Origin of the sequence: Proteus sp. HMSC14B05 (assembly GCF_001808035.1) — a bacterium.
Lineage (GTDB): Bacteria > Pseudomonadota > Gammaproteobacteria > Enterobacterales > Enterobacteriaceae > Proteus > Proteus mirabilis.
Map to the genome: position 1 here is coordinate 34,992 of NZ_KV791993.1, position 18,477 is coordinate 53,468.

Genomic DNA, 18,477 nt, shown 5'->3' on the forward strand with positions numbered 1-18,477 from the left:
AGCGGTAGACTATAAAAGATCCAAAGCCCTATCTTTCAAAAGATAAGGGCTTTTATTGGTATGATAATGTGAGCGTCATTTTCTGTTTAAAGTGTGAAAATGGACGAAATAAGGGGCGATAGCGGATAAAATATTATCCACATTATACTTACTTAACCATTATTCGATAATAGGAATGATAAGATCAGCATGATCCCCTTTAGGTCCTTTTATTGTGCTATAATTAACTTTCTGACCCGCTTTCAGTGTGCGGTAGCCTTCCATTCTTATTGATGAATAATGGGCAAAAATATCTTCGCCACCTGCGGCAGGGGTAATGAAACCAAAACCCTTAGCGTTGTTAAACCACTTAACTGTACCTGTCTCCATACTTAGCTTCTCTCATATACTTGTCTTTATTTACTTAACATTACTTTCAGTATATTTACTGAGCTGTTCATAAAACATACTCTAATTAATTGTTTCAATCGTCAAGGGGGAGATGAGCAAGAAAATGTTCCGAGTAGGTGAAACTTTGATGTAGCTAACGCTTTGTTATTTATTTTGGTAGAAAAAGAGTTAATAAAAAACCGTTGATAGGCAGACTTTCCTATGAGATGGTAAACTGAATGTCATAGTGAGTCGTGACGTTTAACAAACCAATGAGTAACACATAACAATGGGTCAGTTTGATTTTTTAACAGAAACCACACTAGGGGAGAAGGTCTCTCAGTTAAATGAGCCACCTGCGATGTATAAGGTGATCTTGAATAATGATGATTACACCCCCATGGATTTTGTTGTAGAAGTATTAACAATGTATTTTTTTCTTAACGAAGAAAAAGCCACACAAATTATGTTGGACGTTCATCATAAAGGGAAGGGAGTGTGTGGTGTCTATAGTGCGGATATCGCTGAAACTAAAGTTGCACAAGTGAATCAATACGCCAGAGAAAATGGCCATCCACTTTTGTGTACACTGGAAAAAGCGTAGTCCGGTGAGTCTTTTAAGGAGGAGGTGCTTATGCTTAATCACGAATTAGAGCTTAGTCTTAACATTGCATTCGCGAAAGCCCGTGATAACAGACACGAATTTATGACTGTAGAGCACCTGTTGCTGGCGCTATTAAGTAACAAATCGGCGCGTGAAGCATTGGAAGCTTGTAAAGTCGATTTAGCAGTCTTACGCGAAGAGCTTGAAATCTTTATTCGTAAAACGACACCTATTTTACCCGAGCATGTCGATAGAGAAACACAGCCAACCTTGAGTTTCCAACGTGTATTACAACGTGCTGTGTTCCATGTGCAATCTTCAGGTAAAAATGAAGTTTCCGGTGCCAATGTGCTAGTGGCGATTTTTAGTGAGCAAGAGTCTCACGCCGCTTATCTACTACGTAAACATGATGTTAGCCGTCTTGATGTGGTTAATTTTATCTCTCATGGCATTTTAAAAGATGATCAACAAAACAGTGATGATCAGTCTGATATGGGCGATATAAATGCACAATCTCAACAAGAGATGCCACAAGGCGATGATCGCATGGATAATTTTACCACTAACTTAAACCAGTTGGCGCGTCAGGGTAAAATTGATCCACTTATCGGCCGTCAAGCGGAATTAGAAAGAACGATACAAGTCTTATGTCGTCGACGTAAAAATAACCCATTACTGGTCGGTGAATCGGGTGTCGGTAAAACGGCAATTGCAGAAGGGCTCGCATGGCGTATTGAACAAAATGATGTGCCTGATGTGATGAAAGGCTGTACGCTCTATTCGCTTGATATTGGATCTTTATTAGCAGGAACCAAATATCGTGGTGATTTCGAAAAACGCTTTAAAGCGTTATTGAAAACACTTGAAAAAGATGAAAAAAGTATCTTATTTATCGATGAAATTCATACCATCATTGGTGCTGGTGCCGCCTCTGGTGGGCAAGTTGATGCCGCTAACTTAATTAAACCACTATTATCAAGTGGTCGTATTCGTGTGATTGGTTCAACCACTTATCAAGAATTTAGTCAGATCTTTGAAAAAGATCGCGCCTTGGCTCGTCGTTTCCAAAAAATTGATGTAATTGAGCCTTCGGCAGATGAAACTGTATTAATTATTAAGGGATTGCGTCAGAAGTATGAAGCACATCACGATGTGCGTTATACCAATAAGGCAATTCAGGCAGCTGTTGATTTATCAGTTAAATACATTACTGATAGACACCTTCCTGATAAAGCCATTGATGTTATTGATGAAGCCGGTGCGAAAACCCGTTTAATTGCACCAAGTAAACGTAAAAAGACGATTAATGTCTCTGATATTGAATCGGTAGTAGCAAAAATTGCCCGTATTCCAGAAAAAACGGTTTCTAGCAGTGATAAGTCAATGCTAAAAAATCTGGATAACCAATTGAAAATGTTGGTGTTCGGTCAAGATCAAGCCATTCATGCCTTGGCTGAATCTATCAAAATGAGCCGAGCAGGTTTAGGGCAAGAGAATAAGCCGGTTGGCTCTTTCTTATTTGCCGGACCAACTGGGGTGGGTAAAACAGAAGTAACGGTCCAGTTGGCGAAAGCGCTTAATATTAAGCTACTGCGCTTTGATATGTCTGAATATATGGAACGACATACGGTAAGCCGTTTAATTGGGGCACCTCCTGGTTATGTTGGTTTTGATCAAGGTGGATTACTCACAGATGCGGTGATTAAAAACCCTTATTCTGTAGTGTTACTTGATGAGATTGAAAAAGCACATCCTGATGTGTTTAACATTCTGCTACAAGTGATGGATAACGGAACACTTACTGATAATAATGGCCGTAAAGCTGATTTTCGTAATGTGATTTTGGTGATGACAACCAATGCGGGTGTTCATGAAACGCAACGTAAATCGATAGGGTTTACTGAACAAGATCATAGCACTGATGCCATGGTTGAAATCAAAAAAGCGTTTTCCCCAGAGTTTCGTAACCGTTTGGATGGCATTATTTGGTTTAATGCGCTATCAGCCGATATTATTGCTATGGTGGTTGATAAATTTATTGTCGAGTTACAAGCTCAATTGGATGATAAAGGGGTATCGCTAGAGGTAAGTCAAGAAGCTCGCCAATGGCTAAGTGATAAAGGTTACGATAAAGCAATGGGAGCAAGACCTATGGCTCGCGTAATTCAAGAAAATCTGAAAAAACCATTAGCCAATGAAATTCTGTTTGGCTCGTTAGTTAATGGCGGCTCGGTTTCTGTGACCTTAAATGACCAAGAAAATAAATTACAGTACCAATTTACTAGCCAAGAAAAATTGGCTAAAAAAGAAGATACCGTTATTTAATAATAGCGGTTTATCTTAGGCTAAAAAGCAGACACCACAGGTCAGCATCAATTCATGCTTTGCCTGTGGTGTTTTTTTTCACCCGAAATGATGATATTGCGGGAGAGAATGGATTGGGATCAACGGCTACGGAAGATGATACGGCCTTTGCTCAGGTCATATGGGGTCAGCTCAACGGTAACCTTGTCGCCTGTCAGGATACGAATATAGTTTTTACGCATTTTTCCTGAAATATGAGCGGTAACGACGTGTCCGTTTTCTAATTCTACACGGAACATCGTGTTTGGCAGAGTATCCAGTACAGTGCCTTGCATTTCAATGTTGTCTTCTTTGGCCATCTAATCCTCTAAGTTTTAATAACCATATTTTTTAAACGGCAAGATAATGCCGAAAATATTGTCCTATGTAAAGGAATGTTATTGGTTAACAAAGATGTTTGCTTTGCTAACAAGTTAATATTCCTTACCGTTACTTGTGTTTTAGTTGCTGAAAAACAAGGTTAATAACACAAGTCATAATTCTTTATTGTGCGGTATTTATTGCAATAAAATAACAACATCCAAACCACACTTTGGATGTGCAAGATGCATTTTTGTATAGACCACAGCAGTGAAATTCTATTTAAAATCTGATGGGCTTTACAAAAACGAGTGGTGATTATAATTCCAACGATTGCTGATACCAACACTTTTTATCAATAATCACCTTTTTCCAACGAGATAGCGCCTCTAAATAGCGATCTCTGGCAATTTCTATCGCACCTAATGCTGCCGTATGAGAGTTTAACACTTGGCAATCAAATAGTTGACCCCCATAACGCAGAAAATGGTTATAAAAAGCAACAAAGGCACATTTAGAAGCATTATTTCGACGACTAAACATTGATTCACCGCAGAAAACGGCACCAACGTTAACCCCATATAAACCACCGACCAATTCGTCGCCCTCCCAAACTTCTACAGAATGGGCTTCTCCTTGTTGGTGCAATGCCCGATAGCCGGTTTTTATATCAGGGCCTATCCAAGTTCCCTCATCACGTACACTACAGGCCTCAATGACATCAGAGAATGCCTGATTTAAGGTGATGGTATAAGGCGCTTGGCGTAAAAACTTACGTAACGTACGACCAATATGCAATGTTCCTGCGGGTAAGACGGCTCGGGGATCGGGTGACCACCATAACGGCGTTTCATGGGGTGTATACCAAGGGAAAATCCCCGTTTGATAAGCCTCTTTCAAACGAGCAGGGGAAATATCGCCGCCAATTGCCAATAACCCACTTGGCTCTTTTAAAGCCAAATGGGGGGCAGGAAAAGTCACATCGTGTTCATCTAATTGAAACAACGGCATATTACGCCTCATCATGTGGCATTAACAATGCTTGTCTTTGATGAAATTTAGCATACTGACCTTGCTGTTGTAATAACTGACGATGCGTGCCGGTTTCGACAATATGACCGCCATCCATCACACAAATTTTATCCATTTTATCTAGCCCAGAAAGTCGGTGGGTGATCATTAATACCGCTTTTCCTTGGCAATGTTGCTGTAATAGCGCGAGGATCTGTTGCTCTGTATCTGCATCAAGACCTTCTGTTGGCTCATCAAGTAAAATTAGTGGTGCATTATGGAGTATGGCTCTTGCCAGCCCTAAACGTCGTTGTTCGCCTCCAGAAAGCTGTCTTCCACCATCACCCATCCATGCATTTAAACCTTCATCATTTTCGACCAGTTGTTCAAGACCCACTTGGCGGAGAACATGAGTAAGCTCTTCATCTGTCGCATCTTCTTTTGCCATAATTAAGTTCTCTCTTAAAGTATGGCTAAAAACATGCACACGTTGAGGTACAACAGACATCATTGAACGTAATGTCGCTTCATCATAATCAGCAAGAGATAAATGATTTAATGTGATCACGCCCTGAGAGGGGTCGAACGCGCGATTGACTAATTGTAAGAGTGTTGATTTACCACAACCCGTTTTACCCAGTAATGCCACATGTTGTCCTGCTTCAATGGTGAGATCAACATGATTGATCACAGGCATGGGTTGATTAGGATAGGTAAAGCAGACATCCCGTAGTGTTAATGAGGCGCTCGGTTTTATCTCTCCCCCTTGGGCTGGGAAGGTGACATCGGGTTGTTGCTCAATTAAATGCGTAATACGCGTAGCCGATGTCATGACTTGCCCTAAATGTTGAAATGCGACAGTCACCGGGCCGAGCGATTCAAATGCCGCTAATGCACAGAAAGTAAAGAGAGCGATGAGTGCTTCTGGCATAAAGTGGGCATCAATACCATCGGCAGCTAACCATAAAATCAGTGTGGCGGTTAATCCCGAGGCCAAAATCATTAGCGATTGAGATAAACCAGTTAAGTTAGCTTGTTGTGCTTGACGGCGCAGCCAGCGTGCTTCAAGTTGCGCTAAATTTTGTCTAAAGCGGGGAAGGGCGCCAAAAATTGTTAATTCAGCTTGCCCTTGTAACATACTGGTGAGTACGGTGCGATATTGCCCTCTTAGATCTGTGAGATCACGACCAATGGGCTTTCCGGCATAATAAAATACAAAAGGTAATACCACCAGCAGGGTGAGCATAATACCGCCTAGCGTATTTGCTAAGCGAGCATCAATAAGCCCAAGCCCAAACATAATGGTCATGATAACCACAAAGGCGGCAATTATCGGTGAGATCACCCGGATATAAAGGTGATCTAAGGTTTCAACATCAGCCACTAAACGGTTAAGTAATTCACCTTGACGAAAACGGGCGATCCCCCCAGGAGAGAGCGGTAAAATTTTCTTAAAAGTGAAAACACGCAAGTGTGAGAGTACACGAAAGGTGGCATCATGGCTGACAAGACGCTCAAAATAACGCCCCGCAGTACGAAATATTGCCGCACCTCGTACCCCAGCGGCGGGTAACATATAGTTAAAACTATAAATGCCCGCAAAACCCGCTAATGACGTGCCCGCTAAGAACCAGCCAGAAAGTGTTAAAAGGCCAATACTGGCTAACAATGTTAAAATTGCCAACAAAATACCCAGTAACAGCATAAACCAGTGACGACGGTATAACGCGAGAAAAGGAAGCAGTACTCTCATGATCAAAGTTCCTCTTTACGATGAGCAAGAAGACGAGCAAAGGCACCATGTTGTTGACTGAGTGACTGATAAGTCCCAGTTTCAATGATTTGCCCTTTTTCCATTACCCAAATCTGATCATATTCCATCGTTTCTTCTAATAAGTGGGTAATCAACAGCGTCGTTTGATGTAATGAAGCTTCATTAAGCGCTTGCATAACGCGCTGTTCACTGTGAGAGTCTAAACTTGCTGCTGGCTCATCTAATAATAAAAAGTGACAAGGTGATAACAGGGCGCGAGCTACCGCAATACGTTGGGCTTGACCAACAGAAAGACGGGCAGCATTATCACCAATAATGGTGTTTAAACCATCCGGTAATTCGTTAATAAAATCACTTACATAAGCTTTTTCAATAGCTTGATTTATCTTCGCTTCACTGGCGTTCGGATCACTTAAACGAATATTATCCAGCAGGGTTTGCTCTGGTAAGTTAGGGTTTTGTCCCACCCAGCTGATACATTGTCGCCATGCCTGTGGAGAGAGTTGAGTTAACTCAACACCATTGACGGTTAACGAGCCACGATAAGGTAAAAAACCTAACAATACATTAAGTAATGAGCTCTTGCCTGCGCCACTTTGCCCGACCAGTGCAATACGCTGTTTGGGATGAATGGTAAAATTAAGAGGGCCTGCCAGTTTGGCTCCTTGATGTGACAAAATTTCTAATTGTTGGGCAACTATTTCAATACCTTGGTCGGTATTAATAGTTTGATTACCCGTAGGTTGGGGCTGTTCACTTTCGGCTTCTAAAAACTCAACCAAGGAGCCAGCTGCACCTACCGCCTGTGCTTTAGCATGATAATAGGTGCCTAAGTCGCGTAATGGTTGGAAAAACTCAGGGGCAAGGATCAGGGCTAAAAAACCAGAAAATAACGTCCCGCCTAACCCATAATCACCAAAGCTCAATTCTCCAAGATAGGAAAAACCAAAATAGACCGCGACGACCGCAATGGATACGGCGGTAAAGAATTCTAATACGCCAGAAGAGAGAAATGCCATACGTAGCACTTCCATGGTTCGCTTACGAAAGTCTTCCGTTGCATCCGTTATCTGTTTTACTTCTGCATCACCACGGTTGAATAGGCGCAATGTATCCAAACCACGTAATCTATCAAGGAAGTTGCCACTTAAGCGACCTAAGGCAAGAAAATTACGCCGGTTAGCATCTGCTGCGCCTAAGCCAACTAACGCCATAAATAAAGGAATAAGAGGGGCTGTGACAAAAAGAATTAATCCTGCGGCCCAATTAATAGGAAAAATGGTAATAAGAATAAGCAAAGGTACAATAGAGGCGAGATACATTTGCGGTAGATAACGCGCATAGTAATCTTGCATATCTTCTATTTGTTCTAGAATAATCGTTGCCCAACTTCCTGCGGGCTTGCCTTTGACCCATACAGGGCCTAGCGCTTCAAGTCTATCAAGTACTATTTTGCGAATTTGCTGTCTGACCGCCATACCACAGCGATAGCCTACACGTTCGCGTATCGCCATCACGACAGCGCGTAAAATAAAGATGCTGATAAGGATAAGGAAAGTAGTCGTATGTGTATCACGACTTAGCCCATCCATAATGAACGCTTGTAGTAGAATGGCTAATAACCATGCTTGCGCAATAATTAATAAACCACTGACTACCCCTAAAATCATTGATAGCCGTAACCAACGGCGGGCTGGAGCACTTTGCTGTTTCAGCCATCGAACCAATTCATTTTGTTTAGTTTTATCCATGAGAAAAGATTCAAATCTGCAGGTGAGATACAAAGTATCAAAAACGCCAAGAATAATAATGATTACTCTTTAACGACCAAGCTAGTATGTTACATGGTAAAAGGCGCTACTGAAATAGCGCCTTGAAAGGAAGTGAGGATTTTAGTTAGATTTTAGTGCGTCTAAGTAACGTTCTGCATCTAAAGCAGCCATACAACCTGTACCAGCTGAGGTAATGGCTTGACGATAAATATGATCCATTACATCACCTGCGGCAAAAACACCTTCAATAGATGTTTGGGTAGCATTGCCTTGCGTACCGGATTGAACTTTAATGTAACCGTTATCTAAGGCTAATTGATCTTCAAAAATTGCCGTGTTAGGGCTATGACCAATAGCAATAAAGACGCCCATGACCTCTAGCTCTTCGGTTTTATCACTTTTCGTATCTTTTAAGCGCACTTTAGTGACACCCATATCATCACCTAACACTTCATCTAAGGTACGATCGGTATGCAAAATGATATTGCCACTGTTAACTTTGTCCATTAAACGGTCAATTAAGATTTTTTCAGAGCGGAATGAATCGCGACGGTGGATTAGGTGCACTTCTGAGGCGATATTTGCTAAATACAGTGCTTCTTCTACGGCAGTATTACCGCCACCGACAACAGCAACTTTCTGGTTACGATAGAAAAAGCCATCACAGGTTGCACAGGCAGAAACACCACGGCCTTTAAATGCTTCTTCAGAAGGTAAACCGATATAACGTGCTGATGCCCCTGTTGCAATGATCAAGGCATCACAAGTATATTCTTGTTCATCACCAAATAGGCGGAAAGGTCGGTTTTTCAGATCGACTTTGTTGATATGGTCAGAGATAATCTCGGTATTAAATTTTTCAGCGTGCTGAAACATGCGATCCATTAAACCAGGACCAGTTAATCCTTCAGGGTCGCCAGGCCAGTTTTCAACTTCAGTTGTGGTAGTGAGCTGTCCTCCTTTTTCAACACCCGTAATCAGCACGGGTTCTAGGTTAGCTCGTGCTGCATAAACTGCTGCAGTATAGCCGGCAGGACCTGAACCTAAAATAATAAGTTTGCTATGTTTGATGGTGCTCATGGATACCTCATCTTTGATTAGGCTTGATGCGAATTGAGCGATTGTAGGAGAAATAAGACGTTAAAAAAAGCCAAGAAAGGGAAATAGCGATAATATTTTAACTATTTTAGCAATAGTTAATAGTAATATAGTTTAATAATTATAGAGTTATATTGCGTTAACATCATCGAATTAACCTGAAACATTTTGCTTTACAATTGCTGTTTATCTTGCATATATAGACAATAACATAGCGCCTTGTTCTGATTTTTGTTCATTTGCTTTGACAATCCGCTGTACATTTGCGAAAACATGACTGTAAAAGATAATTATCCTCAGACGTAATAGGTATTATTTTTAGACAGACAGGGCATAGGATAGTGCTTTTGCAAGATGAATAGATAAAAATTTGGATAAAATGATTGTTTTATCCGGCATTAAATAAAAATAGATTGGTAGTTTGCTCTGACCGTTTGATACCGAGGTCTCAATATGATGCTGAAGGTGTACAGGTATGGGTATAGGAAAATAAAGTAAGAGAAAAAGAGAAAGAGAGTATAGAGATGATTGATAATAAAAAACGTCCGGGTAAAGATCTTGATAGAATAGACCGGAATATTCTAAATGAGCTTCAGAAAGATGGTCGTATCTCAAACGTTGAGCTGTCTAAACGCGTTGGTTTATCACCAACTCCATGTTTAGAGCGTGTACGCCGATTAGAACGCCAAGGATTTATTTCTGGTTATACTGCGCTATTAAACCCCCATTACCTAGATGCATCTCTGTTGGTATTTGTGGAAATCACATTAAACCGTGGTGCGCCAGATGTCTTTGAACAATTTAATATGGCTGTTCAAAAACTTGAAGAGATCCAAGAATGTCATTTAGTTTCTGGTGACTTTGACTATCTGTTGAAAACTCGTGTACCTGATATGTCTGCTTATCGTAAATTATTAGGCGAAACGCTATTACGTCTTCCTGGTGTAAACGACACCCGCACTTATGTGGTGATGGAAGAAGTAAAACAAAGCAATCGCCTAGTGATTAAAACACGCTAAGCCTGCTAATAGGTTAGTGCAAAACAGGATAAAGTTAGGTACACTCCTGTTTATGTATACAGTTTCAACGCTGGGTTATCTCAGCGTTGTTCCGTTTAAACCTTAAGTGAAACCTGGAGAGCCCTCTTTGAGCCAGGAATATACAGAAGATAAAAATATTCGTTTTACTAAGATAAGTAACCGCCGTCGTATTTGGGAAGCCCTTCTTATTTTGATAGGCATTGGTGCTATCTTTTTAATGATTTCTTTACTGAGCTTCCATCCAGCCGATCCGAGTTGGTCACAAACCACGTGGAATGAACCTATTCAAAACTTAGGTGGCAATATTGGTGCATGGCTTGCTGATATCCTTTTTTCAGCATTTGGCTTGCTCGCTTATGCAATCCCTATTGTGGTGGTATTTGGTTGCTGGAATGCATTACGTCATCAAAAAAATCGTGAGTACACAGATTTTTTCTCCCTTGCATTACGTACAATTGGTGCCTTGGCTCTGGTTCTTACATCTTGTGCGTTAGCTGATCTTAATTTTGATGATATCTACAATTTTAGCTCTGGTGGGGTGATTGGTAGCTTATTTAGCAAGGCATTGCTACCTTGGTTTAATATGCTAGGTGCAACACTGGCGCTACTATCGGTATGGGCGATAGGCTTTACGCTATTTACTGGCTGGTCATGGCTGACGATTACCGAAAAGATTGGTGCGGTTATCTTAGGTGCGGTTGCTTTTATTACTAATCGTGGTCAAAAAGATATTGACTATGATGATTATGAAGAACCCGCCGATCCTGCTCAGGCAGATCCTGAGGCGCTGGTGGATAACAACACCCAGCCAGAACATCAACTTTCTGCGCAAATAGAACCAGATAGTGATGATATTCTCTTTTCTGCACCTTCCGCCCTTGAGTTAGCGCGTCAGCAAGAAATGGCGATCACGCCACAACATGATGATATAACTGAAACTTCAGAAGTTGCTAGCGGATCTGCAACCCCAACGATTTCAGCCACAGAGACAGTTATCGCTGAGGCGCACGAGAGCAAAGAGCGGGCAGAGCATATTGTTGATAATCAACAACCGACGCATGCCACAACCCATGATGCAGAAGTAACACCGCCATCCATTATGGCTACTCATGACGCTAGCCCAGTCACTGAGCCTGAACCTGAACACTATCGCTTTGAAATACCATCGGCATTTCTTAAGCAACAAGCGCATTCCTCTGACTCTATGGCAGACAATGGTGTCGTGACAGAAGAAGTACCGACAACCATGCCATTGACGGAAAACAAACCTATTGAGATAAACGAAGCGCCAATTGTCTCGCAAAAAACAGCGGCGGATAATAGCGACCATAGTGCATCATTATTTACGCCATCTGCTACATCAGCTACATCAACAGATAGCAATTCAGCTTCATTAACTCAAACAGCCGCCGGTGTTGCCAGTGTGGCAACAGCAGCAATAGTCAGTCACGGTGCACAAGTTAAACAAGGATTAGGGCCTGAATTACCTCGACCAAATCCGGTACGATTACCAACGCGTCGAGAGCTTTATGGTATTCGTATCCCATCACAACGTGAGGCGGAATTACGCCGCCGTGAAGAAGCGCTTCAACAAGATCATGAAGACGATTTAGCGGATATACAAGAGCAGGCTAATTTCGAACAATCGTTACGTCAGCAATTTCTTGAGCAACAACGTGAGCGCTATGGTGAGGATACATCAGCAACACAAAATGTTGAGCCAACCATCACGATGTCATCAGCGACATCTAGCTCGCAGTCAACCTATGACGAGTATGACGAGTCTGATAATCAACCTTTCATTGATACCCATACCTTTTCTGCGCAAGAAACAGAAGAGGAGAGTGATGAGTATGAACAACACCTCGCTGAGCAGTTTAAGCAACAACTGCAAGAACGCTACGGTGAGGATGTTTTACAGGATGAAGATGACGAGGTATTGCCATCACTCACGACTGGATCATCCGAAACGTCATCCTCGGCACAAGGATATCATCCCCATATTCAGCACTCTTTTGCGGCTCAATCTACCCCTGTTACTCAACAGACTGATAACAGCACTCTTTATCCTAACAGTGATGCATTCTTACAAGTATCACCTCGTGATGATGAAGAAGAGGAATACACACCGACTATCGAGTTACAAGAAAATCTTGATGCATTAGGCTCGTTATCACCGGTGGATGATTTGTTAGATGAAGAGCCTGCAGAGCCTGTTTTTACGCCGATGGTAACCTCTGCAGAGCCAGTATCTTCTGTAGGGCAAACACCTATTGAGCCTCAAGCACAGATGGCTCAACATTTTGCACAGCAACAGCAACAGCAACAGCAACAGCAACAGCAACAGTCATTAATTCATCCATTATTAATGCGCAATGATAGGCCGTTACAAAAACCAACAACACCAATGCCATCACTTGACTTATTAACCTCTCCTCCTATGGATGATGAACCTGTTGATATGTTTGAGCTTGAGCGTATTGGTAAGTTAATTGAAGCGCGTTTAAATGACTACCGTGTTAAAGCAAAAGTGGTTGGTATTTCACCGGGCCCGGTGATCACCCGTTTTGAGCTAGAGCTAGCGCCTGGTGTAAAAGCTGCACGTATTTCAAATCTATCCCGCGACTTAGCACGTTCACTTTCCACGACGGCAGTGCGTATTGTTGAAGTTATACCGGGCAAACCTTATGTTGGGCTTGAGTTACCAAACAAAAAACGCCAAACCGTCTATATGCGTGAACTATTAGATAGTGATGCATTCCGTGACAGTCGTTCACCATTAACTGTGGTATTAGGGAAAGATATCGGTGGGCAACCTGTGGTTGCTAACTTGGCTAAAATGCCTCACTTACTGGTTGCAGGTACTACAGGTTCGGGTAAATCTGTTGGGGTGAATGCGATGATCATCAGCATTCTCTATAAAGCGAAGCCAGAAGATGTACGCTTTATTATGATTGACCCGAAAATGTTGGAATTATCTGTTTATGAAGGTATTCCGCATCTGTTAACCGAAGTGGTGACAGATATGAAAGATGCTGCGAGTGCTTTGCGCTGGAGTGTCGCAGAAATGGAACGCCGTTATAAATTAATGTCCGCATTAGGGGTACGTAACCTTGCGGGCTATAACGAAAAAATTAAAGAAGCGGAAGCCATGGGGCGTCCAATTCCAGATCCACTATGGAAACCTTCTGACAGCATGGCACCTGAGTTGCCTATGTTAGAAAAAGAGCCTTATATTGTGGTCATCGTCGATGAGTTTGCTGATCTAATGATGACCGCGGGTAAAAAAGTGGAAGAATTAATTGCTCGCTTAGCACAGAAAGCACGTGCGGCGGGAATTCACTTAGTATTAGCCACTCAGCGCCCTTCAGTGGATATTATTACTGGTTTAATTAAAGCGAATATTCCAAGTCGCATCGCATTTACCGTATCGAGTAAAATCGACTCGCGCACTATTTTAGACCAAGGTGGTGCCGAATCCTTGTTAGGTATGGGTGATATGCTTTATGCCCCTAATGGCTATATGCCAGAGCGTGTACATGGTGCATTTGTCAGCGATGATGAAGTACATGCGGTTGCAACAGACTGGAAAGCACGTGGCCGACCTCAATATATTGAAGCCATTACCAAATGTGGTGAAGAAGGCGAAGGTGGCAATGGTGGTGGTTATGATGATGGTGAAGAGCTTGATCCGCTATTTGATCAGGCCGTAGAATTTGTGGTTGAAAAACAGCGAGTCTCTATTTCGGGTGTACAGCGTCAATTTAGAATTGGCTATAACCGTGCAGCCAGAATTGTTGAACAGATGGAGATGCAGGGTATTGTCAGTGCACCTAATCACAATAATACGCGTGATGTATTATCACCACCGCCAGCAGAAATGTAATATCTTGAAAACAGAGTTATCAGCGCTTAAATCAGCATGATAATCTAATAAATATCACTATAACTTATACGCCGACATGATGTCGGCGTAATCTCAGTCAGAGGCGTGTTGAATGAAAAAAGTATTACTCACAGTCTGTGCTATCGCGTTGTTTGGTAGCCAAGCCGCTTGGGCGGATGCTCGTCAAGACTTACAACAACGTCTTAATAAAGTGAATAGCTTTCAGGCTAACTTTAGTCAAACGGTGACCAGTAACGAAGGTGCGTTAATTCAAAAAGGGGAAGGACATTTAAAAGTACAGCGTCCTGATCTGTTTAATTGGCAAATGACGGCACCGGATGAGAGCACACTAATTTCTGATGGTAAAACATTGTGGTTTTATAACCCATTTGTCGAACAAGTGACGGCAACTTGGTTAGAGAGTGCCACAACGAATACCCCTTTTATGTTGATTGCGCGTAATGATAGTAAAGAATGGCAAAATTACGATGTTAAGCAAAATGGTGATCGCTTTGAATTAACCCCTAAAACAGAGAACAATTTAAAGCACTTTTCTATTACCGTTTCACCTAATGGTCAAATCCAACAATTTGCGGCTACAGAGCAAGATGGGCAAGTCAGCCAATACCAATTAACGGCACAAAAGGTCGCCCCCATTGATGCATCAGCGTTCCGCTTTACACCACCCGCGGGTGTGACGGTGGATGACCAACGCTAGTGAGGCTATTTTGAGTAATTTATCACTCGACTTTTCACAAAATGAATTTCAACCTCTGGCCGCGAGAATGCGGCCTGAAACATTAGAACAGTATATTGGGCAGAAGCATCTACTCGCTGAAGGTAAACCGCTACCACGGGCGATAAAAGCAGGCCAATTGCATTCAATGATCTTATGGGGACCTCCGGGTACAGGAAAAACCACATTAGCTGAAATTATCGGGCGCTATGCCCAAGCGGATATAGAAAGACTTTCTGCGGTGACGTCAGGGATCAAAGAGATCAGGGCCGCCATTGACATAGCGCACCAAAATAGAAATGCGGGGCGTAGAACCATCCTATTTGTTGATGAAGTTCATCGTTTTAATAAAAGCCAACAAGACGCTTTTTTGCCACATATTGAAGATGGCACTATCACTTTTATTGGTGCAACAACGGAAAACCCTTCTTTTGAATTAAATTCGGCACTGTTATCACGTGCACGAGTTTACCTGCTACGCTCATTGACAGAAACAGACATTGAACAGGTATTACAGCAAGCATTAGATGATACTGAACGTGGATTAGGTGGGCGTAATATTATTTTACCTGATAATACACGCAAAATGATTGCTGAATTAGTCAATGGCGATGCGCGCCGTTCACTCAATCTGCTTGAAATGATGGCTGATATGGCAGAAGTCGATAGCCAAGGCAAACGAACGCTAACAGCGGAATTATTAAAAGAAATTAGTGGTGAACGTAGCGCCCGTTTTGATAATAAAGGTGATCGATTTTACGATCTTATCTCTGCTTTGCATAAATCAGTACGTGGCTCGGCACCTGATGCAGCTCTTTATTGGTATGCTCGTATCATCACTGCGGGGGGCGATCCGCTGTATGTTGCTCGTCGCTTACTGGCTATTGCTTCAGAAGATGTCGGTAATGCAGATCCGCGTGCTATGCAAGTTGCCATCGCTGCATGGGATTGCTTTACGCGGGTAGGCCCTGCAGAAGGTGAACGTGCGATAGCACAAGCGATTGTTTATCTTGCTTGTGCGCCGAAAAGTAATGCCGTGTATACCGCTTATAAAGCCGCACTGGCAGATGCGAAAAGTAAACCTGATTATGATGTACCTGCACATTTACGTAACGCGCCAACGCAATTAATGAAAGAGATGGGCTTAGGTGCAGAGTATCGCTATGCTCATGATGAACCTAATGCTTATGCGGCAGGAGAGGTCTATTTTCCTGCTGAAATGGCACAAACGCGTTATTATCACCCTGTTAATCGAGGGTTAGAGATCAAGCTTGCTGAGAAATTAGACTGGCTTTCTCAGCAAGATCAAAATAGTGTGACAAAACGCTATCGCAAATTGTAAAGATGCGGTAAGGTTATTCAATCATTAGTAATTTTTTTAACTACCCCTTATCTCAGGTATCTTCGCGATAGGTAAACAAGAGAATGATAGGAGATAAGGTTTTTATTAATCTATCAATAAGCACAGGATAAGCATGCTCGATCCAAATCTACTGCGTAATGAGCTAGACGCGGTCGCCGAAAAACTGGCTCGCAGGGGGTTTACCCTCGATGTGGAAAAAATTCGTCAACAAGAAGAACGCCGTAAGGTGTTACAGGTTGAAACAGAATCCCTGCAAGCAGAACGTAATTCCCGATCGAAGTCTATTGGTGCTGCTAAAGCGCGTGGTGAAGATATTGAGCCACTTCGTCAGGAAGTTAACCAATTAGGTGAAAAACTTGAAGCGGCAAAAGCGGAATTAGATAAACTGCAAGCCGACATTCGTGACTATGCGTTAACTTTACCGAATCTGCCTCATGACTCTGTGCCTAATGGTAAAGATGACAGCGAGAACGTTGAAGTATTTCGTTGGGGTGAACCAAAGACTTATGACTTTGAATTAAAAGATCACGTTACTTTAGGTGAACTTACAGATGGTTTAGATTTCCCATCTGCCGTGAAAATCACCGGTTCACGTTTTGTTGTGATGAAAGGTCAAATTGCACGTTTACATCGCGCGATCGCCCAGTTCATGCTGAACTTGCATACAGAACAACATGGCTATCAAGAAATGTATGTGCCTTATTTAGTTAACCATGCCACTTTATATGGCACAGGACAGTTACCTAAATTCAGTGGTGATTTATTCCATACCAAACCACTTGAAGAAGAGTCTGAAAGCCAATATGCGCTGATCCCAACAGCAGAAGTACCTGTTACCAATATGGTTAGAGACGTTATTCTCGAAGAAGACGAACTACCATTGCGAATGACTGCACATACGCCATGTTTCCGCTCAGAAGCAGGCTCTTATGGTCGTGATACACGTGGTCTGATCCGTATGCACCAATTTGATAAAGTAGAGTTAGTACAAATTGTACATCCTGAAAAATCAATGGATGCATTAGAAGAGCTAACTGGCCATGCAGAGAAAGTGTTGCAATTGCTCAATCTGCCTTACCGTAAAGTGGTACTTTGTACAGGTGATATGGGCTTTGGTGCACGTAAAACCTATGACTTAGAAGTGTGGGTACCGGCACAAAATACCTACCGTGAAATTTCTTCATGCTCTAACTGCTGGGATTTCCAAGCACGCCGTATGCAAGCACGTTTCCGTGCTAAAGGTGACAAGAAAACTCAACTTGTGCACACTTTAAATGGTTCAGGTTTAGCTGTAGGGCGTACTTTAGTCGCCATTATGGAAAACTATCAAACTGCTGATGGTCGTATTGAAATTCCAGAAGTTTTACGTCCTTATATGAATGGCCTTGAGTATATTGGTTAATAAAAACCTAATTACTCAGTGGTTATAATATTAAAACCCCCTACTAAATAGGGGGTTTTTTAATGGTATAAAAAGCATCAAAAGACTAGTGGTGGTAATTTCTATTAACCTTTTAACCTGAGTATAATTTTATTAATGGTTTATATACTAGCTTCAGTATCTAATACTTCAATGAGGTTGAGATAAGTAAGGCAACAAAGAGAAGAATACTTCTATTTTTCTTTCATTTGTCATATCAACAAAATCGTCCATTGCAATTTCTATAAAATCAATGGTGTTATTATCAATAGTGAATTTATACATTAAATGGCCACTCCAACTGCGATGAACATAGACACAGTTTTCTATACTATATGAAAGCCATTTATCTTCCATACATGCAGGTAACCAGCCGTTTAGTATATTTTTTTTAGCATCTTCAGTTAGGGAATAATTAATATGATGAATCAATGGTGTTTTTTCAAAATACTTTAGGTTCTTTAACATTTCTTTATTTATCATTCTTTATTCCACAAATAATAATTGTTATTACAGACTACCTAAATGGACTTAAATGATCAAAAGAAACATATCATTTTTTCTCTTTGATACAGATGAAGGGTGACATTATTAATAAATAATAGCAGGTGGGTTTTTACTGATGATTTTTTAATAAAAGAGTGTTTTATTGCTCTTAATATTATTTAATAACAGTTATCAGGTGCAGAAAAAACAAATGATTATTAAAAAATTCTTACTAAAATAAGTGAGATTAAATA

Annotated in this window: 14 protein-coding genes; 7 read left to right on the forward strand and 7 right to left on the reverse strand. The window is 41.6% G+C overall.

The window, feature by feature from the left end; translation table 11 throughout:
- Window positions 1–159: 159 nt before the first annotated feature.
- A complete protein-coding gene (gene cspD / locus HMPREF3129_RS11110) occupies window positions 160–369 on the reverse strand; it encodes a cold shock domain-containing protein CspD (protein ID WP_004244557.1) in 210 nt (69 codons plus the stop codon).
- Window positions 370–658: 289 nt separating this feature from the next.
- Here cspD and clpS point away from each other — a divergent pair, with 289 nt between their 5' ends.
- The gene (gene clpS / locus HMPREF3129_RS11115; RefSeq protein WP_004244558.1) at window positions 659–973 is read left to right on the forward strand and encodes an ATP-dependent Clp protease adapter ClpS; all 315 of its coding nucleotides are present in this window, start codon (window positions 659–661) and stop codon (window positions 971–973) included.
- A 30-nt stretch (window positions 974–1,003) separates the two neighbouring features.
- Window positions 1,004–3,298, forward strand: a complete 2,295-nt coding sequence (gene clpA, locus HMPREF3129_RS11120) for an ATP-dependent Clp protease ATP-binding subunit ClpA (RefSeq protein ID WP_004244559.1) — start codon at window positions 1,004–1,006, stop codon at window positions 3,296–3,298.
- 119 nt (window positions 3,299–3,417) lie between these two features.
- Here clpA and infA read toward each other — a convergent pair whose 3' ends face one another.
- From infA to trxB, 5 genes are all read right to left on the reverse strand, one after another.
- Window positions 3,418–3,636, reverse strand: a complete 219-nt coding sequence (gene infA, locus HMPREF3129_RS11125) for a translation initiation factor IF-1 (RefSeq protein WP_004244560.1) — start codon at window positions 3,634–3,636, stop codon at window positions 3,418–3,420.
- A 319-nt stretch (window positions 3,637–3,955) separates the two neighbouring features.
- Window positions 3,956–4,648, reverse strand: a complete 693-nt coding sequence (gene aat / locus HMPREF3129_RS11130) for a leucyl/phenylalanyl-tRNA--protein transferase (protein WP_004247616.1) — start codon at window positions 4,646–4,648, stop codon at window positions 3,956–3,958.
- Between the two features lies 1 nt (window position 4,649).
- A complete protein-coding gene (gene cydC, locus HMPREF3129_RS11135; RefSeq protein ID WP_004244562.1) occupies window positions 4,650–6,401 on the reverse strand; it encodes a heme ABC transporter ATP-binding protein/permease CydC in 1,752 nt (583 codons plus the stop codon).
- 2 nt (window positions 6,402–6,403) lie between these two features.
- Entirely contained in the window at window positions 6,404–8,173 is a 1,770-nt protein-coding gene (gene cydD, locus HMPREF3129_RS11140; protein WP_070487035.1) for a heme ABC transporter permease/ATP-binding protein CydD, read from the reverse strand.
- Window positions 8,174–8,314: 141 nt separating this feature from the next.
- Window positions 8,315–9,274, reverse strand: coding sequence for a thioredoxin-disulfide reductase (trxB, locus tag HMPREF3129_RS11145; protein WP_004252032.1), 960 nt, complete (start codon window positions 9,272–9,274; stop codon window positions 8,315–8,317).
- Window positions 9,275–9,816: 542 nt separating this feature from the next.
- Here trxB and lrp point away from each other — a divergent pair.
- The 5 genes from lrp (at window position 9,817) to serS (ending at window position 17,719) form a co-directional block, all read left to right on the forward strand.
- On the forward strand, window positions 9,817–10,311 hold the full coding sequence (gene lrp, locus HMPREF3129_RS11150; RefSeq protein ID WP_004244566.1) for a leucine-responsive transcriptional regulator Lrp: 495 nt from the start codon (window positions 9,817–9,819) through the stop codon (window positions 10,309–10,311).
- A gap of 106 nt (window positions 10,312–10,417) precedes the next feature.
- Entirely contained in the window at window positions 10,418–14,218 is a 3,801-nt protein-coding gene (locus HMPREF3129_RS11155; RefSeq protein ID WP_441295501.1) for a DNA translocase FtsK 4TM domain-containing protein, read from the forward strand.
- 112 nt (window positions 14,219–14,330) lie between these two features.
- Window positions 14,331–14,936 carry an outer membrane lipoprotein periplasmic chaperone LolA gene (lolA, locus tag HMPREF3129_RS11160; protein WP_004244569.1) on the forward strand — a complete coding sequence of 202 codons (606 nt, stop codon included), beginning with the start codon at window positions 14,331–14,333 and terminating at the stop codon, window positions 14,934–14,936.
- Between the two features lie 10 nt (window positions 14,937–14,946).
- On the forward strand, window positions 14,947–16,296 hold the full coding sequence (locus tag HMPREF3129_RS11165) for a replication-associated recombination protein A (protein WP_012367706.1): 1,350 nt from the start codon (window positions 14,947–14,949) through the stop codon (window positions 16,294–16,296).
- A gap of 133 nt (window positions 16,297–16,429) precedes the next feature.
- Complete coding sequence (gene serS, locus HMPREF3129_RS11170; RefSeq protein ID WP_004244571.1) at window positions 16,430–17,719, forward strand: serine--tRNA ligase; 1,290 nt, start codon at window positions 16,430–16,432, stop codon at window positions 17,717–17,719.
- Between the two features lie 168 nt (window positions 17,720–17,887).
- Here serS and HMPREF3129_RS11175 read toward each other — a convergent pair whose 3' ends face one another.
- On the reverse strand, window positions 17,888–18,220 hold the full coding sequence (locus HMPREF3129_RS11175) for a hypothetical protein (protein WP_004244572.1): 333 nt from the start codon (window positions 18,218–18,220) through the stop codon (window positions 17,888–17,890).
- Between the last annotated feature and the right edge of the window lie 257 nt (window positions 18,221–18,477).

What these genes read in the sequence shown, in the direction of transcription:
- clpA (WP_004244559.1), top strand. Translation starts at nt 1,004, where the DNA reads ATGCTTAATCACGAATTAGAGCTTAGTCTTAACATTGCATTCGCGAAA.
- aat (WP_004247616.1), bottom strand. Translation starts at nt 4,648, where the DNA reads ATGCCGTTGTTTCAATTAGATGAACACGATGTGACTTTTCCTGCCCCC.
- clpS (WP_004244558.1), top strand. Translation starts at nt 659, where the DNA reads ATGGGTCAGTTTGATTTTTTAACAGAAACCACACTAGGGGAGAAGGTC.
- HMPREF3129_RS11175 (WP_004244572.1), bottom strand. Translation starts at nt 18,220, where the DNA reads ATGATAAATAAAGAAATGTTAAAGAACCTAAAGTATTTTGAAAAAACA.
- lolA (WP_004244569.1), top strand. Translation starts at nt 14,331, where the DNA reads ATGAAAAAAGTATTACTCACAGTCTGTGCTATCGCGTTGTTTGGTAGC.
- cydD (WP_070487035.1), bottom strand. Translation starts at nt 8,173, where the DNA reads ATGGATAAAACTAAACAAAATGAATTGGTTCGATGGCTGAAACAGCAA.
- serS (WP_004244571.1), top strand. Translation starts at nt 16,430, where the DNA reads ATGCTCGATCCAAATCTACTGCGTAATGAGCTAGACGCGGTCGCCGAA.
- trxB (WP_004252032.1), bottom strand. Translation starts at nt 9,274, where the DNA reads ATGAGCACCATCAAACATAGCAAACTTATTATTTTAGGTTCAGGTCCT.
- cspD (WP_004244557.1), bottom strand. Translation starts at nt 369, where the DNA reads ATGGAGACAGGTACAGTTAAGTGGTTTAACAACGCTAAGGGTTTTGGT.
- lrp (WP_004244566.1), top strand. Translation starts at nt 9,817, where the DNA reads ATGATTGATAATAAAAAACGTCCGGGTAAAGATCTTGATAGAATAGAC.
- cydC (WP_004244562.1), bottom strand. Translation starts at nt 6,401, where the DNA reads ATGAGAGTACTGCTTCCTTTTCTCGCGTTATACCGTCGTCACTGGTTT.
- infA (WP_004244560.1), bottom strand. Translation starts at nt 3,636, where the DNA reads ATGGCCAAAGAAGACAACATTGAAATGCAAGGCACTGTACTGGATACT.